General features: G+C 37.8%; 12 protein-coding genes. 3 read left to right on the top strand and 9 right to left on the bottom strand.

Annotated elements, in window-relative coordinates; all coding sequences use genetic code 11:
* Positions 1–63: 63 nt before the first annotated feature.
* Positions 64–600 (bottom strand): DUF1541 domain-containing protein, encoded by a 537-nt coding sequence (locus tag ACFFHF_RS07645; protein WP_160546434.1) that lies wholly within the window; start codon positions 598–600, stop codon positions 64–66.
* Positions 601–827: 227 nt separating this feature from the next.
* On the opposite strand from ACFFHF_RS07645, the gene ACFFHF_RS07640 reads away from it, so the two are divergent.
* Positions 828–1,388 carry a copper resistance CopC family protein gene (locus ACFFHF_RS07640; RefSeq protein ID WP_160546435.1) on the top strand — a complete coding sequence of 187 codons (561 nt, stop codon included), beginning with the start codon at positions 828–830 and terminating at the stop codon, positions 1,386–1,388.
* Positions 1,389–1,390: 2 nt separating this feature from the next.
* The gene (locus ACFFHF_RS07635) at positions 1,391–2,275 is read left to right on the top strand and encodes a CopD family protein (protein WP_160546436.1); all 885 of its coding nucleotides are present in this window, start codon (positions 1,391–1,393) and stop codon (positions 2,273–2,275) included.
* 40 nt (positions 2,276–2,315) lie between these two features.
* Here the strand turns inward: ACFFHF_RS07635 and fdhD are convergent, their stop codons facing one another.
* From fdhD to ACFFHF_RS07610, 5 genes are all read right to left on the bottom strand, one after another.
* The gene (fdhD, locus tag ACFFHF_RS07630; RefSeq protein WP_160546437.1) at positions 2,316–3,116 is read right to left on the bottom strand and encodes a formate dehydrogenase accessory sulfurtransferase FdhD; all 801 of its coding nucleotides are present in this window, start codon (positions 3,114–3,116) and stop codon (positions 2,316–2,318) included.
* Positions 3,117–3,135: 19 nt separating this feature from the next.
* Entirely contained in the window at positions 3,136–5,493 is a 2,358-nt protein-coding gene (locus ACFFHF_RS07625) for an FdhF/YdeP family oxidoreductase (protein ID WP_377057843.1), read from the bottom strand.
* A gap of 146 nt (positions 5,494–5,639) precedes the next feature.
* Positions 5,640–5,999: a Na-translocating system protein MpsC family protein gene (locus ACFFHF_RS07620; RefSeq protein WP_340902848.1), complete on the bottom strand. Its 360-nt coding sequence runs from the start codon at positions 5,997–5,999 to the stop codon at positions 5,640–5,642.
* A 54-nt stretch (positions 6,000–6,053) separates the two neighbouring features.
* Positions 6,054–7,325 carry an L-lactate MFS transporter gene (locus ACFFHF_RS07615; protein ID WP_377057842.1) on the bottom strand — a complete coding sequence of 424 codons (1,272 nt, stop codon included), beginning with the start codon at positions 7,323–7,325 and terminating at the stop codon, positions 6,054–6,056.
* Positions 7,326–7,703: 378 nt separating this feature from the next.
* Entirely contained in the window at positions 7,704–8,663 is a 960-nt protein-coding gene (locus tag ACFFHF_RS07610) for an aldolase catalytic domain-containing protein (protein ID WP_119707196.1), read from the bottom strand.
* A 151-nt stretch (positions 8,664–8,814) separates the two neighbouring features.
* Between ACFFHF_RS07610 and ACFFHF_RS07605 the strand changes: the two genes are divergently transcribed.
* Positions 8,815–9,711, top strand: a complete 897-nt coding sequence (locus ACFFHF_RS07605) for an SDR family oxidoreductase (protein WP_377057841.1) — start codon at positions 8,815–8,817, stop codon at positions 9,709–9,711.
* A gap of 19 nt (positions 9,712–9,730) precedes the next feature.
* On the opposite strand, the gene ACFFHF_RS07600 is transcribed toward ACFFHF_RS07605, so the two are convergent.
* The 3 genes from ACFFHF_RS07600 to ACFFHF_RS07590 all read right to left on the bottom strand — a co-directional run bounded on the left by ACFFHF_RS07600 (position 9,731) and on the right by ACFFHF_RS07590 (position 13,335).
* Positions 9,731–10,792, bottom strand: coding sequence for a LacI family DNA-binding transcriptional regulator (locus ACFFHF_RS07600; protein ID WP_377057862.1), 1,062 nt, complete (start codon positions 10,790–10,792; stop codon positions 9,731–9,733).
* Positions 10,793–10,908: 116 nt separating this feature from the next.
* Positions 10,909–12,450: an alpha-amylase family glycosyl hydrolase gene (locus ACFFHF_RS07595; protein ID WP_377057840.1), complete on the bottom strand. Its 1,542-nt coding sequence runs from the start codon at positions 12,448–12,450 to the stop codon at positions 10,909–10,911.
* A gap of 42 nt (positions 12,451–12,492) precedes the next feature.
* Positions 12,493–13,335, bottom strand: a complete 843-nt coding sequence (locus ACFFHF_RS07590; RefSeq protein ID WP_340902843.1) for a sugar ABC transporter permease — start codon at positions 13,333–13,335, stop codon at positions 12,493–12,495.

The following is a 13,335-nucleotide window of genomic DNA, read 5'->3' as shown; positions in this document are numbered from 1 at the left end:
TTGAACTTAGACAAAATAAAATAAAAAACATTGGAATCAATCCAATGTTTTTTATTTTCGAGATTATGTAATAGGTTCTAATTCTTCTTCAGCTACCCATTTATGATTTTTTACTTCATGTCCATCTGATGTGACAAAGTCTACAATATAAACCGTTGTTTCAACGGACGAATCAATGGTTTGAATGGAATCCTTCATTCCTTCCATGTGGTCGGCAACGGTTTTAATTTCAGTACCTGTTGCGATTGGTTTATTACCAGGATTAACAAATTCTTCATGCACAATCCAGCGGTGTTTTTCCATCTCCGTCCCATCACTCATAACGGATGAAGTTTCGTATGCAGTTGTTTTATAAGCTGCAACAATCGTTACTTCCACCCCATCCATCATTCCACCCATGTGATTTGCTTTACTAATCGCTTTGCTTCCAATTGGATATTTCGGGTTTTCAACTGCCTTTATGGCCAGTGCTTCAGGAACTTCAGCGGAGCCATTAAAATTATGTTTGTGTGCCATTTCATGTGCATGTTCCTCATTATTAGCGCAACCTACAACTAGGAAAATTAAGTATAAAAAGATTAAAAGGATATGTTTTCTCATGATATTCCTCTTTTTCAGTTAATTAGTCGATGAAAAGACCCAGAGTTAGTATACACCTAATTTAGAAATGTTTACAAAGCACAAATTTTAATTCCATCGTTTGCTAATAATATTAAGAAAGTAACCATATTTCATTCAAATTTCACACTTTAATATTAGAATGGTCTTTGCTTGAAATTAAGTGTTTACATTTTAAGCACTATACTACTTATTGGAGGTTATTTATTATGAGAAAACTTTTATTAATTTTATTCATTTGCTTTCTCTCATTTGGTGGAAATGCGCTTGCACACACTGGCTTAGAAAGTTCTACACCTCAAAATGGAGAGGTAATTACAGAAAATCTTCAGGACATTACCTTAACTTTTGAAGGAAAGTTAGAGAATGGCAGTATATTCACACTACAAAATAGTAATGGAGATGCATTACCTATTGACATTTCTTTAGCCGAAAATATATTGACAGGAACACTTTCAAATCCTTTAGAGAGTGGTGAGTACAATGTACATTGGAGTATAATCGGAGCTGATGGACATCCAATCGAAGGCGATCTTTCATTTTCTGTAAAGGTACCAGAAACAGAGGTGCCTGAAGAGTCTGAAGAAACCCCAGAGGAATCTCATGATCACCAAAATGTTGATACACCAGAAGAAGATACAGCAAATGAAGCAATAGAAGAGGACGGTAATCAAAACGAAGTATCATCATATGTAGCACCCGTTGTTATTGGTCTTTTAATTGTAATCATCATTGGAAGCTTTATATTTTTGATGAATAGAAAGAAATAATTATGTTGGTTTTAATGATTATTAGTAAAACGCTATTATATTTATGCTTTTCATTAACTTTTGGTACCTTCCTTCTTACTCTTATCCCAAATACACATAAACCAAAAGTGAATGTTTCAAAACATATATTAATGATTGCTATTATTGGAATTCCCCTTTCCACATTCTTTCCCATTTTACAAACGATTCTGTTCCTAACCCCTAGAATAGGTTTTGGAGAATCATTCCAATCCGTACTAACGACATTTGAAGTGGGAAAATCATGGGTATTTATTTTCTCTGTATCGTTTATTCTAATTATTTTTATTTCATCAATAGATTATCAGAGAAAAAAATTATATGGATATATTGGTGCTATTCTAACTTTCATTCTGATTGTGGGAGTTAGTTGGTCTAGTCATGCAAGTTCTATAAGCCAATTTTTCGGGGGGCTGAGTCATACTTTACATTTCACCGCTGTCAGTGTATGGGTAGGAATATTGATTGTAATTAGTTGGTTTTCAACTAATTATGATCATTGGTTAAAGTTCTTAAACTGGTTTACACCCATTGCATTATGTTGCTTTGTAAGCACCATCATTAGTGGATTGATTTTGATGAATCTTGTGATTACAGACTATACTAATTCTTGGCTATTCCCATATGGACAAGCATTATTAATAAAACATATTCTAATTATTCCCTTACTTATATATGCAATCATTAACGGGATTTTTGTTAAAAGAAAAATAAAGAGAGATCCAAATTTCAATCCAAAAACTTGGACAAGAATAGAATGTATTATTATTCTTCTAATTTTTACAGTAACAGCAGTGTTAGGGCAACAGGCACCACCAAATAAAACTACCTTATTAAATCCAACAAGTTTTGATACCAGAAATCAATGAAAAAGCACGATAAGCTAATGCTTATCGTGCAAGTCTCATTTTATCCACCTAAAATACGTTCGTGATGTGTGTATACATTAAACCCTTGACCGCGAATAAAACCAACAGCTGTAATACCTAGTTCTTCAGCCAAATCAAGTGCGAGGTTTGTAGGAGCGGATTTTGATAATACAATTCCTACACCAATTTTTGCTACCTTCAACAATACCTCTGAAGAAATTCGGCCACTAAATACAATTATCTTGTCCTTCAACGGAATACGATTCATTAAGCAATATCCAAATATTTTGTCTAAAGCATTGTGGCGGCCAATATCCGTCCGTGAAACGATGATTCCTTCTTTTGAACACAAAGCCGAGTTGTGAACGCCGCCGGTTTGCTGGAAGTGTGATGAACTTTCTTGCATTAGCGTCATCAGCCTGTGACAGTCTTGGCCAGTTATAGTTGTCTTACTCATTACCGTTTTTGCCGTTTTCATATCATTGTAAAAGTAAAACTGACGCCCTTTCCCACAGCATGAACCTATAAAGCGTTTAGAGTGGTGGTGGTTTTGCATTTCCTTCTTCGTCACTAGCTCCACATATGCAAAGCCTTTAGAGTCGTCTATCGTTAACGTTTTAATTTCGTCAAACCTTCGAATGACACCTTCTGAAGCTAAAAAACCGACAACCAGTTCATCTAGTTCAGCAGGAGTACAGACCATGGTGGCAAATTCCTGACCATCCACCATCACTGTTAGTGGAAATTCAACAGCAATATCATCCTCTTGTTCATAGAAGTCCTTGCCGTTAAATCTCAGAATGCTCCTTGTGGTGGTCACATCATCTATTTCTTTGCCCATTTCTGTACCTCCTAAAAATTCAGCTTACTTCTGTTTCTAGATCTGGAATTGGCTTCTCCAGGTATTGTGTATCTTTTCGAGCATTAAAACGCTCTGCTTTTTCCACTTTTACCGCAATATTATAATCTGGAATACCAGCAAATTTCTCGTATTTACCTTTTGGTAATAAGAAGTTTCCTTCTGGGAAGTGAACGCCCAGGTTACCTGGTGTGATATCAGCATATCTTGCACGTCCTTGGAACACTCCATGCTGATTGTAGACAACAATCCCTTCGCCATCTGCAATTCGATGCAAACGAGCTTCTTCAGCATTGATTAATACATCATAACGGTCAGATCCATTCAACGGATCCTTTTCGCTAAACACCATGGAATTGAATTGCTTTCCTCGGCGAGTCGTTAGTAAAAACTGTCCTTCTTTTTTACCCATATTTGGGATATCGACAGTAATTAATGTCCCTTTACCGTCTGGTGTCGGACAGATTCCATCTTCGCAAAGCCAAGCGCCACCCCATTGGAACACATCACCTTTTTTCTTTAAATGCTGGATCCCGTCGTAATTTGGATTTGCTAATGCGATTTCGTCTCGGATCGCCTGTGCATCCTTAAAATCCACCAAATGTGCCATTGTAGGATTTACACGCTTTGCTAGATCAATATAGATTTTCCATTCTTCACGAGCTTCTTCAATCCGGTTCTTATTTCCTTCGATTTCAGGAGAAAAATAGACCATTCTTTCAGTGGAAGTTGACGTTCCGCCACCTTCCTGCTCATATCTAGTTTTCGCCGGTAGCACGATAACCGCTTCTTGTGCATCTACTAGAGTAGAAGTGTTTAAAATAATATCTTGGTGGACACGAATATCTAACTGAGATAATGCTTTCTCTACAAATATTGGATCAGGCATCGTTTCTAAGAAGTTTCCACCACTTAAATAATATAACTTCACCTTTCTCTCATGGTCTTCTGGAAGCATAATATTTTCAAGAGTGACACCAACAATATCCCCTTGCCAACGCGGAAGTTTAAAGCCCCACAGCTTTTCAATCCGCTCAATATTTTCACCGTAAAAATCCCCACCTGGTAAGACAAAAGGATCTGCCCCCATTTCCCCAGAACCTTGTACAGAGGAGTGACCACGAAACGGCATTAAACCAGAGTGCTTGCGTCCTAGGAAACCACGTAATAAAGCTAGATTAGCAACTTGAGAAATGTTGTCTGTGGCAAATGAATGCATCGTTAAACCAAGTGCCCAGGCAAAGACAGCATTTTTGGCTTTTGCTAAAATTTCTGCAAGCTCGATGATTCTTTCTTTTGTAACACCTGATGATTCTATTATATGTTCCCATGTTTGCTCTTGTACCTTAGCTTTTAGTTCTTCGTACCCATTCACATGTTCTTGTACAAACTCATGATTAATGGCCGAACCAGTTTTCTCAGCTTCCATATCAAACCAGTGCTTCATAATTCCATGCATAAACGCAATATCTCCGCCGATATTAACTTGATAGAAATCATCTGCTAGCTTGGTTCCAAAAAGAGCTGATTCTGGATTGGAAGGAATCCAATAATTTTCCATTGCTGGCTCACGGTATGGATTAATAACAATGATTTTTGTACCCTTTTTCTTCGCTTCTAACATGTATTTAGAAGATACTGGTGACGCATTTGATGCCACGCTTCCCCAGAATAGGAGTACATCTGTACCAATCCAATCTAAATAGTTCGAAGTGGATGCTCCTACACCAATCGATCGTTTTAATGCCGTTTTACTTGGAGAGTGACAAATTCGTGAAGCATTATCAATATTGTTCGCTCCTAAAAAGCGTGAAACCTTAGCCGCTACATAATAGTTTTCGTTGGTAATTCCACGTGATGTTAAGTAGAAAGCATATTGCTTAGGATTTAGTTTTTTCATCTTTCCGGCAACCATATCCATCGCAGCATCCCATGTAATTCGAGAAAACTTACGCTCCCCTTTGCGACGAATCATTGGATAGGGGATACGACCAAGTTTACGAAGTTCTGTACTATCATACTTTTTAAGTTCGTCAATATCGGCATGAAGAATCTCTGGTTTAATTGCTGGCATCGTGTTTAGTCTGAGGACATTTAAACGAGTCGTACACAGATGTGGACCGGATAAGGTTTGATCGTACAAGCCAGATACTCCAAGCGCACAGCCGTCACATACACCCTCTGTAATGATGCGAGTGGCATAACCTATATTGTCTTTATTATCGTATGCGATCTTCATCGTATCGCGAATATGTTTTGGTTTAATTTTTCCTAATCCAAATGGGATGGGACTAACCCAGTACTTTGGTGCGGGTAGTATGGCTTTCTTTTGTGGGCCTGGATGTTTTGTTTTCCCCATAATTTATTCCTCCATTTACACTTTTTTCATGTAAAAAACCACCAGAAGAAATCCTTCCTTTTTTATTAGGACAAAAACTTCAGGTGGTTAGTCTTTAACAGGTGCGCTGCCAAGTTCCAACAATATAAATCTGTTTGCAACAGTTATTACATATTAAATTTCTCTTCAATGTTATCTTCAAATACAAAGATCGACATACCAATATCTAACTCAATATCGATATCGACAAACACACGGACGAATTTTGTTCCAAGCAATTCTTCCATCTCTGTAGGATGATTTTTTTTATAAATCTCCTTCACCATTTCTGTCCGGGCAGCGCGAAGCATTTGGCGCCCATCTTCCGCAGTGGCAATGAATTTTTCAATAGGCGATAAATTTCCCTCCAGTTCACAGATGGCCCAGTTTTTTGAGAAAGTGGTTCGAACTTGGCTTGGCCCTTTTCCCATATGCTTTTTACGAAAGGCTCGAACAATATTGCTAAACTCAGCTTCGTACTTATTCACTCGTTTCAACTCACTTACCGTTTTTTCCCTATCTTACACTATTTTAGTTAGATATTATACTGCTTCTTTAGAACGGCCTAACTTTCCGGCATTCTCTGCTTTTAATCTATTAATATCAAATCTTATTAAAATTGAAATGACTAATGCAACTACAAATAATCCGGAAAAGAAGGTCAAACTTCCTGCGTAGCTGCCAGTCGTATCCTTAATCCATGCCGCGAATAAAGGACCAACTAGTCCTGCAGCTGCCCATGCCGTTAAAATATAACCATGGATGGCCCCAAGTTGCTTTGTACCAAACAAATCTCCAATATATGCTGGGATAGAAGCAAATCCACCTCCATAGCATGTATACACGACAATGAGCATGGCCATGAATAACCACTGAATAGACACTTGTGGTAAAAAGAAAAACATGACAATTTGTAGTACAAAAAATGCGGTATAAGTATTCGGACGTCCAATATAATCAGATAAGGAAGCCCAACCTATTCGACCTAAGCCATTAAAAATACCTATTGCCCCAACCAATGCTGCAGCCGCTGTCATGTCAATGCCGATGCTTTCCATCGCTAGTGGTTTCGCTACCGCTAAAATCGCAATACCACAAGTGACATTAATGAATAACATGAGCCATAAATACCAGAAGCGTTTTGTTTTTACTGCTTCATTAGCCTTTAACTGTGACAATTCCATGGTTGGCTTTGCCTTCCCACTTTCAATTTTCGCTTGAAAACCTTCTGGTAACCAACCTTCAGCAGGCTTCTCTAAATATAATGAAGAAAGAGTCATAATAGCAAAGTAGGATACACCTAAAATATAAAATGTATTCGCTACACCTACAGTTTCGATCAATGAGTTCATAATTGGACTTGAAATGGCTGCTGCAAACCCAAATCCCATAATAGCAAGACCAGTGGCTAAACCTCTTCGATCAGGAAACCATTTTACTAGAGTAGAAACAGGTGCGATGTAACCCACTCCAAGTCCAATTCCACCTAGTGCTCCGTAACATACATAAAGCATGTACTTTGAACCAAAATCCACTGCTAAACCAGAACCAGTAATACCAATTCCAAAGAAAATGGCTGCTAGTAATCCTGCTTTTCTTGGACCATGCTTTTCTACAAAATGCCCCAAAAATGCTGCTGAGAGACCTAAAAATAGGATAGCGATACTAAAAGTAAGAGCTACCTCTGAATCCGACCACCCAAACATGTTCTTTAAAGGAGCGGTAAAATTACTCCATGCATATACCGAACCAATGGAAATATGTATTCCAACAGCTGATAATGCAATAAGCCAACGATTTTTTGTTGCTTTCATTTGTTTTCCCCCTACATCAATCGCATAGATGCTCCCATAGAAAACAAAAAAACCGTTGTAATTAATCCAAATTAGACTCCTATATAAGGAACCCTCACCTGAATCATTACAACGGTTTGCCTTATACAGGAGCGCTGCTAAGTACCAACAGTCATAAAACGAAATAATTAAATATTTTTAACCGATCAACAGGGTCGCTGTTTTCGTATTAAAACATCATTATTATTGTTCACAAATATGTCACATATGACCTTTTAAACTTATCACGAAAGCGTATCCATGACAATAGTTTTTCACTTTTTTGTTTTGATAATAGTGATAAAGGAGAATAAAAAAAGGCCAGTATCGGCCTTTTTAAAAAATTTCCATATCTATATATTACTTTGACTCTAAGACCATAGTTGCTTCAGGTGTCGTTACTTTGTCATAGAATTCTACAAATTTATCTCTATCTGAACTATCACGGTACGCCATAGCGATACGTGGATGCTCATTAAGTACACCAGAAATCATATATGGGATAATATAGCCCCATTCCCACTTCTTACGCATATCTAACATATGCTTTTCGATAACGCCTAGAACAGGCTTCAGCTCATAGCTTGGTTTCTGAATATAGCTGACAAGAAGCTCTGTGTTGCAGTTCCCCGCTGCACGACCCATCCCATAAACAGATGAATCAAGGAACGTAACCCCATTTTGAAACGCAGTTAACGTATTGGCAAATGCCAGTTGCATATTGTTATGAGTATGAATTCCGAGCTGTTTGTTAGGAATCAGCGCTTGGAATTTTTTCACTTGGTGCTCAATATCTCCAGGATCTAAGCTTCCGAATGAGTCAACGATATATACCACATCTACAGGGCTTTCTTTTACCAACTCAAACGCTTTTATAAGCTGTTGCTCTGGAACACTAGATAACGCCATAATGTTGAGAGACGTCTCATAGCCTAAATCATGGAACATTTGTACAAGTTCCAAGCCTTTATCCACTTCACGCACATAGCATGCTACTCGAATCATATCCAAGATGCTTTGCTCACGAGGAAGGATGTCATTAGGGTCTACTCGTCCAATATCCACTAAAGCAGAAAGCTTGGTGAATTTTTTCTCTGGAATAATTTCTTTTAGGAAGTGATCGTCGAGAAATCTCCATGGATTGGGCTCTGAAACGTTTAGGAGCCTGGCTGAATTTTTGTATCCGATTTCCATATACTCGACTCCAGCCTCACTTAAACCATTATACAAGTCCTGAACAAACTCTACACTAAAATCCCAATTATTGACTAAGCCTCCATCTCGAATTGTACAGTCTATAATCTTACTACGATGTTCCATAAATGTCACTTCCTCCATTTGATTACGTTCATTAGAAAATATTTTAATATTATTGCTTATATCACAATTCATATAAATCCGTCAAATTTTACACCTATTCTGAATTGTTCTATTTGCATATAATCCCCCTCATTTACCCTATACTACAAAAATGACAAATGACAATTTGAAAGGATGGATATGCTTGTCTCAGAATAACAAACAAACCTTTCCACCTCAACATCAAAATCACCAACCTGGTGTTGAGGATGAAATGAATCCCATACCGATTCATGTTAGTGAAGAGTATAAAGGCTCCAATAAATTAAAGGATAAAGTAGCGATTATTACAGGTGGCGATAGTGGAATTGGGAAGTCAGTAGCCATCTATTTTGCTAAAGAAGGAGCTGACGTTGTCGTTTCCTATTTAAACGAAGCAAAGGACGCTGAGGACACAAAAAAGCTAGTTGAAGCAGAAGGCAGACGTTGTATTCTTGCGGCAGGAGATATTGGAGATGAGAAGGTTTGTAATCAAATGGTCGATGATACGATGAAAGCATTTGGCAAAATTGATATTATCGTCAATAACGCTGCCGAACAGCATCCACAACAAAGTTTACTTGATATCACATCAGAGCAGCTTGAACGAACGTTTCGAACAAATATCTTCTCTTATTTTTATTTAACCAAGGCTGCTCTTCCCCATCTTAAGAAAGGGAGCTCTATTATTAACACAGCTTCCATAACAGCCTATCAAGGAAACGAGCAATTACTTGACTATTCTGCTACTAAAGGTGCGATAGTTACCTTTACTAGATCTCTTTCAAAGTCACTTGCTAAGGATGGAATACGAGTCAATGGAGTGGCACCTGGACCTATTTGGACCCCTCTCATTCCTTCTACCTTTCCGGCCGAACAAGTAGCAGAATTCGGCTCTACGACACCAATGGGAAGAGCGGGACAGCCGTATGAACTTGCCGCAAGTTATGTTTTTCTTGCATCCAATGACTCTTCGTATGTCAGCGGTCAAATGATTCATGTGAACGGTGGAACAGTCGTCAATGGATAAGGATACAAAAAGGGACTTTTCAACTGAAAGTCCCTTTTTGTGGCAAAAACACTCTTTCTTCATTTGGAAAAGAACAAGAGAAGCGTTTGACAATTTGATGTGGAATAATAATTCTTTTGATTGGTTCCTTTGGGTTTTCAATCTTTTGAATCAAACTACGAGCAGCGTCAAACCCGAGATCAAAAATATTAATATCCACACTTGTGAGAGGTGGTCTGGACATCTCTGAGACTAGGACATTATTGAAACTGATGATCGAGATATCTTCAGGCACTTTAATTCCCAGTTCATCTAATGTATTAAGAACCCCTAATGCCATTAAATCGTCCGCGACAACCAATGCTGTTGGTGGAACTTTTAAAGAAAGCAATTCCCTTACAGCTTCTTGTCCACCTTCTCTTAAAAACTCCTCATGAACAATATACTCGTCATTTAACGAAATTCCAGCTTCTCGAAGTGCCTTCTCGTATCCAAGTAACCGCTCAACCGTAACAACAAGGTTTAAGTTTCCACCAACAAAAGCGATATGATCATGCCCAAGCTGAATGAGGTATTCCGTTACTTCCTTCGTTGCACGGAAATTATCATTATCAACATGAGTAATTTCCTCCACATGCTTAAAAGGTTTGCCAATAACTACAAATGGAATGCCTCTTTCCTGCAAATACATTAATACTTTATCTTCAATTTTCGAATAAAGTAGGACCACTCCGTCAACGCGTCCACCTTGGACCATCTGTGTAACTCCGTCTAGAATTTCATTGTCAGTCTTTCCAGTTGTCATATATAACGCGTAGTGCTTTTCATGTGCCCCTTCACTAAGTCCTCTTAGCACTGTTGGAAAAAAGGGGTTCTGGAATACTACGTCAGTAGAGCTAGGCATGACGAGACCGATTGCTTGTGTGCTTTGACTCGCTAAACTTCTTGCAATAAAGTTAGGATGGTACCCTAACTCATCCATGGCTTCTCTAACCTTTTTCTTCGTTTTTTCACTTATTCGAGGATTATTTGCAATTACACGTGATACGGTAGATGGTGCGACCTTTGCTAATTTAGCAACATCTTTAATTGTAACAGCCATCATACCCACCTCATTTCCTAATAACTACATTTTTGAATAGTATTAATATTTATTCAGGTTTTTCTTTATTCCTTATTCTACCCTAACTATCCAATACTTTTGTAGTATATTTTTAATCATTGATTCGGGAGTTTTTTCCTTTTCGATCTTTTCCAAAGCAAATAGATAAATATGATAAACGCTACATACACAGCTGCCATAATAAGTATATATGGAATATTCAAACCTGTTTTCTGACCCAAGATATAGATTTGAGCTTGATTACGGTCGAGAACGAGTGTATATTCCTGGCCTTTTCCGCGGACAATCTCATCACTGAGAACTCCTCGAAGTTCCTTATCCTTTTCAAGTCCTTCTGTAATGGTTACTGTTTGTGTTTTTGATGTATTATTTATTGCTACAACAGTGGTTTCACCTTCATACTCTCTTTTATATACAGCCATACCCTTCTCTTCATATAGAAACTCGAACGTACCACGCGTTAAGGAAGGAAGTGTCTGTCTAGCAGCTCCAATTTGAGAAATATAATCTACCAATTCTTTATCTGTTCGAAAATCCATTTGTCTACGGTTATCAGGGTCTTCCCCCCCATCAAGAGCAATCTCACTGCCATAATAGACAATCGGAATACCAGGCGTCGTGTACAAGTAAGTAAGGGCCAGCTTCCAGCGAGGACCAGGATGCTCATTGTTTTGTACTGTATCTCTGGTGAAGCGCGGAGTATCATGATTATCCATAAAAGTACCCATTAAATAAGGTTCTTCGTAAATGGTCTTGTTTCGGTCCCAAGTCGTATACAACCAATAAAGAGATTGATCTGGCTTAGCAAAAGCCGTCCGTAAATGTTCATTCAAGGGATAATCCACAAAGCCATCAATCCCCGCTTTGTCATACTGGGCTATATAATTTGGGTCATTGTCCCAAACCTCACCGAGTAAGTAAAAATCATCCTTTACACTTTTAACTTCTTTAGAAAATGTTTCCCAAAATTCAACCGGCACATGACGTACCGTATCCAGTCGATAACCATCGATATCTGTTTCTGTGATCCACCACTTTGCTGCCTCTAATAAATAATTTGATACTTCAGGATTTTCCGTATTTAAATCAGGTAATCCATAAATCCAACCATTATTGAGTTCATCTTGATCTTCCCAATTTAAAATTTCTTTATTTTCATGAAACCAATCCTTTTTCTCACTGTCTGTTAGCCACTCGTGCTCAGGCGAAACATGATTGACAACAAAGTCAAGGACGATCTTTATGTCTCGATTATGTGCCTCTTTAACTAACTCTTTAAATTTTTCTATCGTTCCAAAATGTTCTTCTGTGTTGTAAAAGTCATTAATCCAGTATCCATGATAGCCCTTTTCCGCATTATCAAAAACCGGGGTAAGCCAAATAGCGGTGAACCCCATGTCTTTAATATAATCCAATTGATCGATTATACCTTGAAAGTCACCGCCATGATATGATTTGGGATCATCCATATTTACTTTAAAATCGTTGTTGAAATCGCTATTATTAAAGCGATCGATCATAATAAAATAAAAAGTCTCATCCTGCCATTTTCGCTCTTCTTTTTCCACTGCACCTATCGGTAGGGAGTAAAAAAGAAGAAACGGGATTAAGATGAAAGAAAGCATTTTCTTTTTCATCTCCGCTCCTCCTTTTCCTGTTAGAAATCCTTCCCTACAAGATTATCCTTTTGTTCCTCCAGCCGTCAAACCAGAAACAAAATATCTTTGGAAAACTAAGAATAATGCAGCGATTGGAATAGCAATTAGTACAGAACCTGCAGCAAATTTTGTAAATTCGTTACCGAACTGTTTCGCAACTAGTTCATATAGGCCAACTAATAATGTGAATTTATCTTCAGATCGTAATAAAATACGCGCTAAGATAAAGTCGCCAAATGGAGCAATAAATGAGAATAAAGCTACTACTGCTAATATTGGTTTAGCTAAAGGCATAACAATTTGGAAGAAAATCCTTAAATGTCCCGCTCCATCCATCTTTGCAGATTCATCGAGCTCTTTCGGAATCGTATCTAAATATCCCTTCATTAAATACGTATTCATTGGAATTTGGCCACCAACATACACAAGAATTAATCCTAAGTGTGTATCAATTAATCCCGTACGGTTTGCTAAAACAAAGATGGCTATTAATGCAGCAAAGTTTGGAATCATTTGTAAAATTAAGAATGTGATTAGTCCATTCTTACGACCTACAAAACGATATCTTGAGAATGAGTATGCCGTTAAAGCTACACTCGCAACAGTTAACACCATTGTAATAATACTAATTTTCAAGGAATTTTTGTACCAGATAATATAGTCACTCTTGTCTGCATCAAACAGATGCTTATAGTGTGCTAGAGTTGGATTTTCTGGAAACATCGTTGAACCTGAGAGACTATTCCCAGGATTAAAGGAAGATCCAATAATCCAAAGCAATGGATAGAATACGATAACTGCCATGACCGCAATGACGAAGTATGACAGTGTAAGTCTTATGATTTTATTCTTTTTCATACTCAT

This window comes from Robertmurraya beringensis, assembly GCF_042433785.1.
Classification (GTDB): domain Bacteria; phylum Bacillota; class Bacilli; order Bacillales; family Cytobacillaceae; genus Robertmurraya_A; species Robertmurraya_A beringensis.
Note: the sequence above shows the minus strand (reverse complement) of the source record. Positions and strands in the feature narration are given on the sequence as shown.